Origin of the sequence: Pseudarthrobacter sp. efr-133-R2A-89 (assembly GCF_030209315.1) — a bacterium.
In the GTDB taxonomy this organism is placed as follows: domain Bacteria; phylum Actinomycetota; class Actinomycetes; order Actinomycetales; family Micrococcaceae; genus Arthrobacter.
In genome coordinates, this window is record NZ_JARVSE010000002.1 from 257,947 (window position 1) to 271,279 (window position 13,333).

General features: G+C 65.7%; 12 protein-coding genes and 1 tRNA gene. 4 read left to right on the forward strand and 9 right to left on the reverse strand.

Translation table 11 applies throughout. The features are described from left to right. Position 1 precedes the first annotated feature (1 nt). Genes QRM95_RS03930 through QRM95_RS03955 form a run of 6 tightly spaced genes read right to left on the reverse strand, consistent with a single transcriptional unit; the run spans position 2 to position 7,490 of the window. A complete protein-coding gene (locus tag QRM95_RS03930; protein WP_285246538.1) occupies positions 2–1,717 on the reverse strand; it encodes a serine/threonine-protein kinase in 1,716 nt (571 codons plus the stop codon). Continuing rightward, entirely contained in the window at positions 1,714–3,174 is a 1,461-nt protein-coding gene (locus tag QRM95_RS03935) for a peptidoglycan D,D-transpeptidase FtsI family protein (RefSeq protein ID WP_285246539.1), read from the reverse strand. Before QRM95_RS03935 ends, QRM95_RS03930 begins: the two co-directional genes overlap by 4 nt. Beyond that, positions 3,171–4,559: an FtsW/RodA/SpoVE family cell cycle protein gene (locus tag QRM95_RS03940; RefSeq protein WP_285246540.1), complete on the reverse strand. Its 1,389-nt coding sequence runs from the start codon at positions 4,557–4,559 to the stop codon at positions 3,171–3,173. The genes QRM95_RS03935 and QRM95_RS03940 overlap by 4 nt, the downstream gene beginning before the upstream one ends. Beyond that, positions 4,556–6,259 (reverse strand): PP2C family protein-serine/threonine phosphatase, encoded by a 1,704-nt coding sequence (locus tag QRM95_RS03945; RefSeq protein ID WP_502934928.1) that lies wholly within the window; start codon positions 6,257–6,259, stop codon positions 4,556–4,558. The genes QRM95_RS03940 and QRM95_RS03945 overlap by 4 nt, the downstream gene beginning before the upstream one ends. A gap of 2 nt (positions 6,260–6,261) precedes the next feature. After that, positions 6,262–6,744 carry an FHA domain-containing protein FhaB/FipA gene (locus QRM95_RS03950; protein ID WP_285243413.1) on the reverse strand — a complete coding sequence of 161 codons (483 nt, stop codon included), beginning with the start codon at positions 6,742–6,744 and terminating at the stop codon, positions 6,262–6,264. Then, a complete protein-coding gene (locus QRM95_RS03955; RefSeq protein WP_285246541.1) occupies positions 6,741–7,490 on the reverse strand; it encodes an FHA domain-containing protein in 750 nt (249 codons plus the stop codon). Before QRM95_RS03955 ends, QRM95_RS03950 begins: the two co-directional genes overlap by 4 nt. Before the next feature lie 396 nt (positions 7,491–7,886). Between QRM95_RS03955 and QRM95_RS03960 the strand changes: the two genes are divergently transcribed. Beyond that, positions 7,887–7,969, forward strand: a tRNA-Leu gene (locus tag QRM95_RS03960). A gap of 107 nt (positions 7,970–8,076) precedes the next feature. Here QRM95_RS03960 and QRM95_RS03965 read toward each other — a convergent pair. After that, positions 8,077–8,808, reverse strand: coding sequence for a FadR/GntR family transcriptional regulator (locus QRM95_RS03965; RefSeq protein ID WP_285246542.1), 732 nt, complete (start codon positions 8,806–8,808; stop codon positions 8,077–8,079). A gap of 118 nt (positions 8,809–8,926) precedes the next feature. On the opposite strand from QRM95_RS03965, the gene QRM95_RS03970 reads away from it, so the two are divergent. Beyond that, positions 8,927–9,856 carry an NADP-dependent oxidoreductase gene (locus tag QRM95_RS03970; RefSeq protein WP_285246543.1) on the forward strand — a complete coding sequence of 310 codons (930 nt, stop codon included), beginning with the start codon at positions 8,927–8,929 and terminating at the stop codon, positions 9,854–9,856. 15 nt (positions 9,857–9,871) lie between these two features. Here QRM95_RS03970 and QRM95_RS03975 read toward each other — a convergent pair whose 3' ends face one another. Next, the gene (locus QRM95_RS03975) at positions 9,872–10,612 is read right to left on the reverse strand and encodes a TetR/AcrR family transcriptional regulator (RefSeq protein WP_285246544.1); all 741 of its coding nucleotides are present in this window, start codon (positions 10,610–10,612) and stop codon (positions 9,872–9,874) included. Positions 10,613–10,720: 108 nt separating this feature from the next. Here QRM95_RS03975 and QRM95_RS03980 point away from each other — a divergent pair, with 108 nt between their 5' ends. Together QRM95_RS03980 and QRM95_RS03985 are read left to right on the forward strand one after the other, a co-directional pair. Then, positions 10,721–12,112, forward strand: a complete 1,392-nt coding sequence (locus QRM95_RS03980) for a flavin monoamine oxidase family protein (protein ID WP_285246545.1) — start codon at positions 10,721–10,723, stop codon at positions 12,110–12,112. 66 nt (positions 12,113–12,178) lie between these two features. Beyond that, positions 12,179–12,661: a pyridoxamine 5'-phosphate oxidase family protein gene (locus tag QRM95_RS03985; RefSeq protein WP_285246546.1), complete on the forward strand. Its 483-nt coding sequence runs from the start codon at positions 12,179–12,181 to the stop codon at positions 12,659–12,661. 21 nt (positions 12,662–12,682) lie between these two features. On the opposite strand, the gene QRM95_RS03990 is transcribed toward QRM95_RS03985, so the two are convergent. Beyond that, positions 12,683–13,291 carry a DUF6919 domain-containing protein gene (locus QRM95_RS03990; RefSeq protein WP_285246547.1) on the reverse strand — a complete coding sequence of 203 codons (609 nt, stop codon included), beginning with the start codon at positions 13,289–13,291 and terminating at the stop codon, positions 12,683–12,685. Between the last annotated feature and the right edge of the window lie 42 nt (positions 13,292–13,333).

A 13,333-nucleotide genomic window follows, 5' to 3' on the forward strand; every position in this document is an offset into this window, starting at 1 on the left:
GTCAGGGAGTGCAGGTTGGGGGCGTTCCGGGCGTTTGGCCGGCCGCACAGGTTGGCAGCGGTGAGATGGGCGTCGGCCCCGCCACGGGTGAGGTGGTGGGCGCAGGCGTCGGGGCCGCCGTGGTGGGGGCGGGTTTAGGAGCCGTGGCGTAGATGACGGTAATGAGCGAACCCTTGGGCACCGTTCCGGTGGGGTTGAGCTCCAGGACGGTTCCCGGGGTGGCGGTACTCTCCTGCGGCAGGACCGTCACCTGGAGACCCAGGCCTGCCAGGGAAGCCTGGACCTGTCGGTAATCCTTGCCCAGGTAGGCCGCGGGGATCACGTTGACCGTGTCCTGGGTGGGCGTGGGCGTCGGTGTGCTGCGGGTCTGCGTGGGTGTGGCCGACTGGGTGGTGCGGGTGGGGGTGGCCGACGGGGAAGGACTGCTGCTGGCGCTGGCGCTGGTGCTGGTGCCGGACGTCGGGTTGCCGGCCGGCGAGAAGAGGCCCACCTGGTTCAGCAGGAAACCCACCAGGGCAAACAGGAGCAGCAGGATTAAGGCGACCAAAGGCCAGGTCCAGGGACTGCGGCCCTTGCGCCGCGGCTCGTCGGCGGGGCCGTCGTCGTACGTCTCTTCCTCCCGGTCCCAGTTCCGCTCCGCCGCCAAGGCGTTGGCGCGCGCGAGGGGACCCTGCGGTCCGCCCGAGCCGGCCGCCGCTGCGCCTGCAGCAACCCCCGCCGCAGCGCCGGCGGCGCCGGCGCCCAGGACCGGCAATGCCGACGTTGCGGTGGGAGCGGAATCATGCTCCGCGCCGATCACGCCGGTGGGCGCAGTAGCTGTTTCCACCGGGGCGGTGATGGGTCCGGTCTCGGCATCGAACAGCAGCATGCCCGGCACGGCGGCGCGCGCTGCGTTGATGTCGCCGTTGCGGATGGCCTCCGCGGCTTCGGCCAGCTTGATGGCGTTGGCCGGGCGGTTCTTCGGATCCTTGGCCAGCATGGACATCAGGAGCGCACGGACCGGGGTGGGCAGGGACTCCGGGAGCGGGGGCGGTGCGTCGTTAACCTGGGCCAGGGCGATGGCGATCTGCGATTCACCGGAGAAAGGCCGGTGGCCGGTGAGGCACTCGTAGCCGATGACGCCCAGGGAATAGATGTCCGATGAACCGGTAGCCGTCTGCCCGGTGGCCTGTTCCGGCGCCAGGTACTGTGCTGTCCCCATGACCTGGCCCGTCTGGGTCAGGGGAACCTGGTCGGCGAGGCGGGCGATACCGAAGTCGGTGACCTTCACCCGGCCGTCGGGGGTGATCAGCAGGTTGCCCGGCTTGACGTCGCGGTGGACCAGGCCCTGCGCGTGGGCAACGGCCAACGCCCGGGCGGTCTGGGCGATCATCGAGAGCGTACGGTCCGGCGAGAGCACTTGTTCGTGTTCGATAATGCTGCTCAGCGGCTGGCCCGGGACCAGTTCCATGACCAGGTAGGCGGAACCCTCTTCTTCGCCGTAGTCGAAGACGTTGGCGATGCCCACGTGGTTCAGCAGGGCCGTGTGGCGGGCCTCGGCGCGGAAACGCTGCAGGAAGCCGGGGTCGCCCGTGTATTCCTCCTTCAGCACCTTGATCGCGACGATGCGGCCCAGGACGAGGTCTTTGGCTTTCCAGACTTCGCCCATACCGCCGATCGCGATCCGCGTGGTCAGCTGGAATCTGCCGCCGAGGGTGATTCCGGTTGTAGGCCTCACTTATTCAACACCGCCTCAAAAATCTTCTTCGCGTTCGGACTGGTCAGCTTTGCTCCCGCGTAGATGTCTACGCCTTCCATGACAATCGTGACGCTGACTTTCGGGTTATCAGCGGGGGCGAACCCGGTGAACCACGAATTGTTGGTTCCGTTTCCGAGCTCGGCCGTGCCGGTCTTGCCCGCGACCTGTACCCCGGGGACGGCGGCGCCCTTGGCGATGCCGTCAGTCACCACGCTGGTCATCCAGTCGGTGATTTGCTTGGCGATTTCCGGGGTGGTGGACGTCCTGAGCTGTGCCGGCTGGGGCTCGTCAATGACGCGCAGATCCGGGGACCGCAGGGTCTTGACCAGGCTCGGCGCCATCTGGACGCCGCCGTTCGCGATGGCGTTTGTCATCATGTTGACCTGCAGCGGCGTGACCCGGACGTCCTTCTGGCCGATGGCGGACTGGGCCAGCCCGGGCTTGTCCAGGTTGTCGGGGAACCCATTTCCGGTCGCGTGGCCCAGCTTCAGCAGCCCCCCAACATCCTCGCCGAACCCGAACTTCTTGTACTGGGCCGCGATCGCGTCGCGGCCAAGGTCCAAGGCGATGCTGGCGAACGGCGTATTGCAGGACTGCTGCAGCGCGAAAGCGAAGCTTGCGGTGTCCTTGGTGTAGCAGTTGCCGCCGGCATAGTTGGGCAGTTTGTACTGGATGCCATCGAACGGCATTTCCGCGGGGTTGGGAAGGACGCTGTCTTTGTTGTACTTTCCGGAAGCCAGGGCGGCCGCCGTATCAACGAGCTTGAATACCGAACCCGGAGCGAGGAGTTCGCCGGTGGGGCCGCTGACGTTCTGGTTCAAGTTGATGCCGGGGACCTTCACCAGTTCGTTCATGTTGGCGCTTTCCGCGGCGGCGTTCTGCGTGGCTGCCAGGTTCGGGTTATAGGACGGCTTGGATGCCATGGCCAGGATGGCGCCGGTCTTGGGGTTGGTGACCACGATCGAACCGCGCTGGCCGTCCGGGATCAGGCTGTAGGCGAGCTGCTGGAGCTGGGGGTCGATGGTGAGCTCCACCGACGCGCCCTTGGGCTGGTTACCCAAGAAGAGTTGGCCCACCCGGTCCAGGAAGAGCTGGTCGGAATTGCCCGCAAGTTCGGCGCCCATGGACTGCTCCAGCCCTGTGGCCCCGTAGTTTTTGGAGAAGTATCCTGTGAGCCCGGCGTAGAGCTCCGGCTGCGCGTAGGTACGTTGGAACTTGCAGGTCTCCGAACCGGTATCCACCGACTCCGCCACCGGCGTCCCGCCCACGATAATGGCGCCGCGGTCGTTGCAGTAGTTCTGGAGAATGGCGCGCTGGTTCAACGGATTGGTTTTGAGGTCGTCGGCCCCCACCACCTGCACGAAGCTGATGGCGCCGAAGATCAGCGCAAACATAGCCACTGCGGCTACCCAGGAGTGTCGGATCGCCTGGTTCATGCCTGTTTCACCGCCTCGGTTGGAGTATCAATGCCAATTGCCGCCGCCGTTCCGGTGGGAGGGAGCGGAGTTGTGTCCACAGGGCCGCGCGCCGCGTGCGAAATCAGCAGGAGAATTCCTGCGATGATCCAGTTGGCCAAGAGCGAGGAACCTCCGGCAGCAAGGAACGGTGTGGTGAGCCCGGTCAGGGGAATGAGCCGGGTGACGCCGCCAATGACCACGAAGCATTGAAGGGCGATCGCGAAGGAAAGGCCGCAGGCAAGCAGCTTTCCGAATGAATCACGGGTGCCCAGGGCGGCACGGAAGCCGCGGGTGATGAACAGCAAGTACAGCAGGACCACGGCGAACAGGCCGATCAGGCCAAGCTCCTCGCCCAGTGAGGCGACGATCATGTCGCTGTTGGCGAAGGGAACAAGGTCCGGCCGCCCTTGGCCAAGGCCGGTGCCCACCAGCCCACCGTTGGCCATGCCGAACAGCCCCTCAATGACCTGCCGGCTGCCGTTCTCGTAGACATCGGGGGAGAACGCGTTGAGCCAGCCATAGACGCGCTGCTGGACGTGGGAGAACACCTGCGCAGCAATGAAGCCGCCGCCAAGAAGCAGGGCCATCCCGATCACAACCCAGCTGATCCTGCTCGTGGCTACGTAGATCATCACGATGAACAGGCCGAAGAACAGCACGGAGGAACCCAGGTCCCGCTGGAAGACAAGTACGCCGATGCTGACCAGCCATGCCGTGATCATGGGTCCCATGTCCTTGAACCGCGGGAACTGCATGGGGCCGATCTTGCGGCCAGCCAGCAGGATGAGGTCGCGGTTGGAGGAAAGATACCCGGCAAAGAATATGGCCAGGGTGATTTTGGCTACCTCGCCCGGCTGGAAGGTCATGGAACCCACCCTGATCCACACCTGCGCGCCAAGGATCTCGCCGGCGCCAATCCCGGGGACAAGCGGCAGGATCAGCAGCAGGGCCGAGGCAGCCAAGGAGATGAAGGTGAACCGTCGCAGGACGCGGTGGTCCTTAAGGAAGAAGACCACCGCCATGGCCACCGCCATGGCGATGAGGGTCCACCGGAGCTGGTTGTTGCCGGTGTCCTCGCCGGGAGCGTCCAGGCGGTGGATCATCGCGAGGCCCAAGCCATTGAGGGCAACAACGATTGGAAGTATTACAGGATCGGCATATTTTGCCCGGAACCGCAATACTCCGTGGAACACCAAGGCGGCAACGGCGAGCAGGCTTGACTGGAACCAGAAGTCGGAGTCGAAGGCTTTCTCCTGGTCCACGCCCACCAGCATGTTGGCGCCGATGCCCACCATCAGCGCCAGCACCAGCAGGAGGAGTTCAACATTGCGGCGGGGCTTGGGGGCGGTATTGACCTGGCTCATTTGGCCCCCTGGCAGGTGACGGTGGGTGTGGGTGAAGGTGACGGTGCCGTCGGTGTGGGTACGGGAGCCGGAGCTGGGGCTCCTGATGCCGGCGGGGGAGCCGCACTGTCGGTTGGTGCGGGCGGCGACGCGGACGCGGACGGCCTGGGGCATTCCTCTTCCGGTGAGGTGCTGCCCGTCAGCTCGAGGTTCTTGACAATCCGCTGGGCGTCGTAGAGGTCGTTCGCCGGCACGGTCTGGCGGACGCGCTGCTGCGAGAAGGGCGGCAGGGAATCCATCCGGATATCAGTCACAGCTTCGAGGGACGAGAGCTGGATGGGGCCAAGCCGCTGGGAAACCCCGTTGTAGATGGCCACCCGGGAGTCAAACTCGCCCACGTAATAGCGGGTTTGCGTCCAGGCGTATCCCAGCCAGAGGCCGATCGCCACCACGACCACGACGGCGGCCGCAACGGACCACGCGATCCAGCGGCGTGGACGAAGCGGAACAAGGGTGTCCGCGGTGTCGCCGGCAGGTTCCGCTTTGTGGGTGAGCAGTGTCGCTGCGCGCCTGGCCACGGTGCGGCCGGCAACCGTGGGGATGGACCCGGATTCAGCGGCGGAAGCAGCCGCGCCCACCAGTTCATGTGGACGGGAGGCGAGCTCTTCGCGGAGGACCTCGGCGGACAGGTGTTCGCCCAGGTGCGGGTCCGTGCTGCCGGGCTCGGCGGAACTTGAGTCCGGGTCGGTGGCGTCGCCGTCCCCGGGGGCGGTGGATGCGGAGCCGTTCGCATCGTCGCCGGTGCCTCTATCCGCCGGTGCGGGAGCTTGGCTGGCTTGATCCGCGGCGGGGGTTGCAGGCTTGGCGGTCCCTCCGGCAGCTGCCGCGGCAGCGGACTTGGTGCCCGGCGGCGGCATGATGATCTCGACGGCGGCCGTGCTGACGTCGTCGGGCGTTTCCGGAACGATGTCCAGCACCACTACGGTGACGTTGTCCGGGGAGCCAGCCTCAAGGGTCAGGTCAACCAGGGTTTCCGCGCACTCGCGCAGGTCCTTGGTTTCCCGGATTGTCCGTTCCACGGCATGCCCAGCAACGTAGTTCAGTCCATCCGAGCACAGCAGCCAGCGGTCGCCCTGCCGCGCTTCGAGGGTGTCCAGATCCAGCTCGGGGCTGGCGTCGACATCACCCAGGACACGCATCAGGACGTTCTTGTGCGGGTGCGTTTCGGCTTCCTCGGGCCGGAGGCGGCCTTCGTCGATCAGCCGCTGGACAAAGGTGTGGTCCACGCTGACTTGCTTGAATTCGCCGTCGCGGAGCCGGTAGGCGCGGGAATCACCGATGTGGGCGAAGTGCAGCTTTCCCCCGGCCAGCAGCAGGGCGGTCACGGTGGTGCCCATTCCCGCGAGCTTGGGATTGATGTGCACCAGTTCGGAGAGCAGGGAGTTGGCGGTCTGTATTTCGTCGGCCAGGATGGTGCCGGCATCGTCGCCGTAGTCGGGCCGGTCCAGGTGGATCATGTCCAGGACGGTGGCGGCGGAGGCGACGTCACCACCTGCGTGCCCGCCCATGCCATCGGCCACCACTGCGAGGTGCCGGCCGACATAGGCGGAGTCGTCATTCTTGGAGCGGATCCGGCCCACGTCCGAACGCGCTGCGTAGCGCATGATGAGGGGCCGCTCCGCCGGATCGGATCCGGGTGCGGGTTTTTCAGTCACGGCCACGGCTACGGCCTCAATTCGATGACCGTCTTGCCGATTCTCACGGGTACCCCTGGCTCAACCGGCAAGGCGCGGGTCAGTTGCTGGTCTCCCAGGTATGTTCCATTGGTGGAGCCAAGATCTTCGATAAACCACCGGCTTCCCTGCGGGAACAGCCTGGCGTGGCGGCCGGAGGCGTAATCGTCCTCCAGGACCAGGGTGGCTTCCTGGGCGCGTCCCAGAAGGATGGGGCTGGCGGCCAGGGGAAGGGTCTTGCCCTTGAGCGGGCCTTCCACGACCACCAGTTGCCGGGCCTGCTGCTTCACAGGCTGTTGCGGCGGTTCGGCCAGTTCCGGGTTCCGCCGGACCTGGCGTGCCGTGGGTGCGCCGGCCGCTGCCTTGCGGCCCACCATGAGGTCGCGGCGCATGGCGGAGACGATGCTGAAGATGAGCACCCAGAGGAGCAGCAGGAAGCCGAACCGCAGCGCGGTGATGGTGAGGTCGCTCATGCGCGGCCACCCGGGCTGGCAGGAAGCAGGCGGAAGATAATCTTTGTCCGTCCCATCGTGATGGTGGAGCCGTCCGTGAGTTCGGTGCTCCCGGAGACCCTCTGCCCGTTGACGTAGCTGCCATTGGTGGAACCAAGGTCCACCGCATTCGTTACGCCGTCGGCCGTGCGGATTTCGAGGTGGCGGCGCGAGACCCCCGTGTCCTCGATATGGATGTCTGCCTCGGAGGACCGGCCCAGGATGATGGACGGAGCGTTCAGCGAATAGCGCTGGCCGTCGATATCGAGCACAGGCTGGAGCCTCGCGGGCTGCCGGCTCGGTGCTGCGGGAACGTTGGGCCGCGCCGGGGCGGGTGCCGGAGTTGGGGAGCCTTGGGATTTCTCGGTGGAGGAAGCGATCTCGAAGTCACCGGCCCGAAGCCCGGACTCCCGGCGAAAGGAAATCCTGACCGGCCCTTGGAGAATGTAGTCCTGGCCGCGGACATGGTTGATGACGACGTCGCAGAGTTCCTCGGCGAGGGGAGTACCCCACTCCTGTGCCCGCCGGAAGTCCTCGTCACTGAGTTGGACATCGAAAACATTGGGCACCAATGTGCGGCCGGCAGCTACGGTAAGGGCCTTGTGGTCCACTTCGCGGCGGAGCCTGCTAGCAATCTCCACAGGCTCCACCTGGGCCTTGGAACCGGTGGAGAAGACACCGCGGACGGCCTTTTCGATGCCGCGTTCGACCCTGTCCAGCAGACCCATGGTTCTTCTCCTTTCTCCCCGGTTCCGGGGCAACGGTTGTTCCTGACCAGCACCTGCAGTGCAGTGCAGTGCATTGAGGGGTGGCCGCCGACGGCAGCCGCTCCTGTATCCGATACTACTGGCCAGCCCTGTGAATGACCTTAATCCACAACGGCCGGGCGCCGGCAAAAGTTCGTCTTCGCAACCGGGCATCGGTGCCGCCGGCCCGGCTCTCGGCGGCCTCCCCGGCCCGTTCCTACGCAGGTTTTGCGCTGCCGCCAACCGGGTCCGGGGGTGACGGAGGCGGCTGCCTGGCAGCCAATTGGTAATTTGCCGCATGTGTCCGTTATGCTTGATCTCGCTGCTTTTACGAGGTGCAGGAACGGAAATCCGGGCCGACCGAATGGAAGAAGTTGCGCGCGAGTGGCGGAACGGCAGACGCGCTGGCTTCAGGTGCCAGTGTCCGAAAGGGCGTGGGGGTTCAAATCCCCCCTCGCGCACGCAAATGGAAGAGCCCCGGTCTTGGACCGGGGCTCTTTTGTGTTCCCGGCCAGTCATGGGCCCGTTCGCGGATCCGTCCCTATAAAGAGCGGATGCGCGAACAAGCTTAGGAATCCGACGGCGAAGCGACCTGCGGGGTGGCCGGGCGCGCGGACGCCTTGAACCGGCGTCGTGAATTGGCCAGGTGGCTCCGCATGGCAGCTGCCGCGGCCGCCTCGTCACCATCGGCAATGGCCTCCAGGATGGAGCGGTGCTCCAGTACCACCTGGTCGAAATGGTCCCGGGCATAATGCTCGACGCCGGTCATCAGGCGGGTGCGCGGCATCGCGATCATGGTCTGCCCCAGTGCTGCCAGGCAGTCGGAGTAATAGGGGTTGCACGAGGCCGCAGCCACGGCACGGTGGAATTCGAAGTCCGACTTCATGGCGTGGGCAGGGTGGCCCGAGCTTTCGGTAAAGGCTTCCAATGCCGTGCCGACGGCCCGCAACTGCCTGTCGGTGCGGTTGCGGGCTGCCAATGCCGCGGCCTCCGCCTCCACGCCCATGCGGAATTCCAGCAGGTGGAGCCTGTCCTCGGTGCTGGCCACCGGACGTCCACCCGGCATGGCCGGCGGCGCGTCCGAGGGCGGCGTGAGGGCGAAACTGCCGCGTCCGCGTTCGGTTTCAACGAGTCCCTCGGCCTGCAGCCGTGTCAGGGCTGCCCGGACCACCGTGCGGCTGACGCCGAAATCATTGATGAGCGTGTTCTCGCTGGGCAGCTTCTCGCCCGGCTGGATGACGCCGTCGACGATGCGGTTTCGAAGGTCAGCGGCGAGATCCGCGGTGAGGTTCCGGCTCATGGGTCAAGATTACGCGCCGGAGTAGATAACTTGTATTACAAGTTTGCCGTTCTGTGGGGCAACCCACTCCGGCGCTGCCGCAGGAATAGTGCCGGGCCGGGATGCTGTTGACCCAGGCATGAAGGCAATTACTTACAGCGAATACGGCAGCCCCGACGTCCTCGAGCTCACCGAGCAGCCCATGCCGAAGGTGGGCCCGGGGATGGTCCTGGTCAAGGTGAAGGCGGCTGCAGTCAATCCGGTGGACTGGAAGATCATGGCGGGTTACCTGGATGCGGCCATGGACCTGCAGTTTCCGGCGATCCCGGGATGGGATGTTGCCGGCGTGGTGGAGTCGGTGGGCATCGATTCCCCGCAGTTCAAGCCCGGCGACGAAGTAATCGCCTACGGGCGCAAGGACTACGTCCACGGCGGCAGCTTCGCCGAATACATTGCGTTGCCCGAAAGGCTCCTGGCGCGGAAGCCCGCCACCCTTGACTGGAACGGGTCCGCAGGCCTTCCGCTGGCGGGCTTGACTGCCTACCAGGTGCTAAAGCGCCTCGGCCTCGGCTCAGGCGAGACCGTACTGATCCACGGCGGCGCCGGCGGAGTGGGATCCCTGGGCATCCAGATTGCGGTGGCACTGGGCGCCGAGGTGATTGCGACGGCGTCGGAAAAGAATCACGATTTCCTCCGCTCCCTGGGCGCGCACCCCGTCACGTATGGTGAGGGTCTTGCCGACCGGGTCCGGTCCCTCCGTCCTGATGGAGTGGAGGTGGTTGCCGATTTTGTCGGCGGCAACCTGGCGGCCACCCTCGCCGTGCTTGCCGAAGGCGGACGGCATGCTTCTATCGCCGACAGCGACGTTGAAGAGCATGGCGGAACCTGGATGTGGGTCAGTCCTGTTGGCGCCCAGCTTCAGGAACTGGCTGACCTGGTGGACGACAGGAAGATGCGGGTGGAGGTTGCCGAGGTGTTTCCCCTGGCCCGGGCCGCGGATGCATTCCGGCTCAACATGGAGGGGCATACCCGGGGCAAGATCGTGGTGACGGTGGATCACACAGTCTGAGTCCGCAAGTGCCCGTTATTTCCTGATTGCGCCGAAGCCTGCAATCAGCGCCTCGAGTCCGAGGCGGAAGGCGGTGTCGGCCGGGCGGCCGCGTTCCTGCCCGGCCGAGGCCTCCTGCCCTGATGCGGAATGTCGCACGGCGGCCGTGAAATAGGGCGTGGATTCCGCCATGGAACCGGCGTCGAAAATGTCCTCGGGGGCAGTGACGTCGTAGGCGGAGCCGAAGATAAAGGACTCCAGTGCCACTATGGATGGCACGATCCGGTCCTGGGGGAACCCGGCGTCGGAAAATCCCTTGCTGACGGTCTCGTACATGGCGAGGGTCTGCGGGGCATCGGTTACAGGCAGGACAGCGATGACGGGAATCAGCGGGGTGTGTTCGGCAAAGACATCCCGGTAGCTCCAGGCCCAGGTGCGCACGGCGTCTTCCCAGCTGCCGTGGCCAAATCCGGAGACATCCACCAAGGACATCAGATGGTCCTCCACCAGGAGCAGCACGTCGTGCTTGGACGCCACGTGGTTGTAAAGGGCGGACGGCGCAACGTCGAGCATCTTCGCGAGGGCGGCCATGGTCAGTCCGTCATAGCCCTTGCGGCTGACCAGCTTCAGCGCCGCCGAGGTGATCCCCGCTTTGTCCAGAACCGCCGCCGACGGCCTGCCCGCCCGCCTCCTCTGCGCGCCCCCGCTGGTGGCGGCGCGTCCCTGTGCGGCTGATAGTGCCGGCATTCCTGCCCTTTCGTCGGTGGTCTCCAGCATTATTCCATCCGGGACTTCCGCTCCCGGATGCCACCGGTTATAGTTCTACTAAATGAATGCCATTCATTTAGTGGTTTCCGTCACTAAGGAAGCCGAAGAGAGGACATCATGCTGAACCTGAACCGCGACGTCGTGGTCGTTGGAGCCGGGCCGTCCGGACTCACCGCCGCCCGTGAACTGAAGAAGGCGGGCCTCACCGTTGCCGTACTGGAGGCCCGCGACCGCGTGGGCGGCCGCACCTGGACGGACACCGTGGACGGCGCCATGCTCGAGATTGGCGGCCAGTGGGTTTCCCCGGACCAGACCGCCCTCCTGGAACTCCTCCGGGAACTGAACCTGGAGACCTACCCGCGCTACCGCGACGGCGAGTCCATCTACATCGGTGCGGACGGCACTCCCGTGCGGTACACCGGCGACTCCTTCCCCGTGGACGCGGACACCGCCGTCGAAATGGACCGCTTGGTGGCCCTCCTGGACGGACTGGCTGCCGAGATTGGCGCCACGGAGCCGTGGGCCCACCCGAAAGCCCGCGAACTGGACACCATCTCCTTCCATCACTGGCTGCGGCAACACTCGGCCAACGAGGAAGCCTGCAAGAACATCGGCCTCTTCATCGCAGGCGGCATGCTCACCAAGCCGGCCCACGCCTTCTCCGCCCTGCAGGCGGTCCTGATGGCCGCCTCCGCCGGCTCGTTCACCCACCTGACAGACGAGGACTTCATCCTGGACCGGCGGGTGGTGGGCGGGATGCAGCAGGTTTCGCTGCTCCAGGCGCAGGAACTGGGCGACGACGTCGTCCTGGACTCCCCGGTGCGCACCATTAACTGGGAGCAGGATGCCAACGGCGGTTATCGGGTCGCCGTCGAGTCTGACTGCGCCACCGTCAATGCCCGCTTTGTGGTCATGGCCGTGCCGCCCAACCTCTACTCCCGAGTCTCGTTCAACCCGCCGTTGCCGCGACGCCAGCACCAGATGCACCAGCACCAGTCCCTGGGCCTGGTCATCAAGGTCCATGCCGTCTACGCCACTCCCTTCTGGCGGGACAAGGGACTTTCCGGTACCGGCTTTGGCGCGGATGCCCTGGTGCAGGAGGTCTACGACAACACCAACCACGGAGATTCCCGCGGCACCCTGGTGGGCTTCGTCTCGGATGAGAAGGCGGACGCCGTCTTTGAACTCAGCGCCGACGCCCGGAAGAAGGCCATCCTGGAATCCATTGCCGGCTTCCTTGGTGACGAAGCCCTGGCTCCGGAGGTCTACTACGAATCCGACTGGGGTTCGGAGGAATGGACCCGGGGCGCCTACGCTGCCAGCTACGACCTGGGCGGCCTGCACCGCTACGGCAAGGACCAGCTGGCACCTGTGGGTCCCATCTACTGGTCCTCGTCCGACCTGGCTGCGGAAGGCTACCAGCACGTCGACGGTGCTGTCCGGATGGGCCGCCTGACCGCGGCGCGCATCGCCGAGGTGGCAAAGGTGCCGGTCGCTGCCGGCTGGTAAATAAGCATGCTTACTAATAGGCTGGCGGCGGGGAGCGTCCCCGACTTCAGACGAACGAGGTGAGGCATGACTGACGCGCAGAGCATCAGCAAGGTTACTGAGATCATCAACGATGCCAAGATCGGGATGGTCACCACCATCAACGAAGAAGGCGCCCTCGTCAGCCGGCCACTGGCAGTCCAGGAGGTCATGGACGACGGCGATATGTGGTTCTTCACCGGCCTGGGCACCTCGCAGGTGGCGCACGTCCGGGCCGATCCGCGCGTCAACGTCGCCTTTGGCAAGAACACCGAATGGGTTTCTGTTGCCGGAACCGCCGAGGTGGTCACGGACCGGGCCAAGATCCACGACATGTGGAACCAGGTGGTCGAAGCGTGGTTCCCTGATGGTCCGGACACCCCCGAAGTGTGCCTGCTCCGTGTCGAATCGGAATCCGCGGAGTACTGGACCAGCCCCGGTGGCACGGCGGCCACCGTGCTGCAGTGGGTGAAGTCGAAGGTCACCAACAGCCGGATGAGCGTTGGCGAGAACGGAACTGTGGAACTTTAGCAGTACCGGGGGGCGGAGCGGCTACGGCTGCTCCGCCCTTTTCAATGCCTGCAAGACTGCCGGCAGCAGCACGTCATTGCGGCCCCACAGCGGATCCAGGATTTCCACGTACCAGGCGTCCGCGAGGAGCAGGGCCAGGGAATCGTTGGTTTCCACGGCCCAGTCCCGGATCTGCTCCTCCTCCACCGGGTTTTCGCTGGACCCCAGCACCGTGGTCACTTCCGATCCGGCAAGCGTCACCGGGATGGCTGCGCTGCTGGCCTCGCCCGGTGCATGCGCCACGGTCACCAGCTCGGTGCGGGTGGACAGGGCCAGCAGTTCTCCGGCGGTTTCGGCACTGCAGAAGCCCGTGACGTATTCGCGTTGCGCCGCCGCGCCGTCCCGGATGCCCGGTTGGGATTCCTTGGTGAACAGCCCGTGCCGGTTCAACTCGGCCAACGCTCCGGCAATGGGCCCGGTCTCGTCGTCGGAGCCAGGGGCAAAGTGTCCGGGCTGGTAAGAACTCCCGCCCTCCAGCCACCGGGCCGTCAGTTCCCCGGCGGCCTCCAGGGTGGTGGCTTGGCGCCAGACTCCGCGGTCCTCCAACAGCCGGCCGAACTTGTCATGGACCGGCACTTCCTCAGGCTTCATCTTCGGATGCTATCGCCGGTGCGGCGGCCCGATCCACCGCCC

What these genes read in the sequence shown, in the direction of transcription:
- QRM95_RS03985 (WP_285246546.1), top strand. Translation starts at nt 12,179, where the DNA reads ATGACTGACGCGCAGAGCATCAGCAAGGTTACTGAGATCATCAACGAT.
- QRM95_RS03955 (WP_285246541.1), bottom strand. Translation starts at nt 7,490, where the DNA reads ATGGGTCTGCTGGACAGGGTCGAACGCGGCATCGAAAAGGCCGTCCGC.
- QRM95_RS03975 (WP_285246544.1), bottom strand. Translation starts at nt 10,612, where the DNA reads ATGCTGGAGACCACCGACGAAAGGGCAGGAATGCCGGCACTATCAGCC.
- QRM95_RS03940 (WP_285246540.1), bottom strand. Translation starts at nt 4,559, where the DNA reads ATGAGCCAGGTCAATACCGCCCCCAAGCCCCGCCGCAATGTTGAACTC.
- QRM95_RS03970 (WP_285246543.1), top strand. Translation starts at nt 8,927, where the DNA reads ATGAAGGCAATTACTTACAGCGAATACGGCAGCCCCGACGTCCTCGAG.
- QRM95_RS03980 (WP_285246545.1), top strand. Translation starts at nt 10,721, where the DNA reads ATGCTGAACCTGAACCGCGACGTCGTGGTCGTTGGAGCCGGGCCGTCC.
- QRM95_RS03990 (WP_285246547.1), bottom strand. Translation starts at nt 13,291, where the DNA reads ATGAAGCCTGAGGAAGTGCCGGTCCATGACAAGTTCGGCCGGCTGTTG.
- QRM95_RS03950 (WP_285243413.1), bottom strand. Translation starts at nt 6,744, where the DNA reads ATGAGCGACCTCACCATCACCGCGCTGCGGTTCGGCTTCCTGCTGCTC.
- QRM95_RS03965 (WP_285246542.1), bottom strand. Translation starts at nt 8,808, where the DNA reads ATGAGCCGGAACCTCACCGCGGATCTCGCCGCTGACCTTCGAAACCGC.
- QRM95_RS03935 (WP_285246539.1), bottom strand. Translation starts at nt 3,174, where the DNA reads ATGAACCAGGCGATCCGACACTCCTGGGTAGCCGCAGTGGCTATGTTT.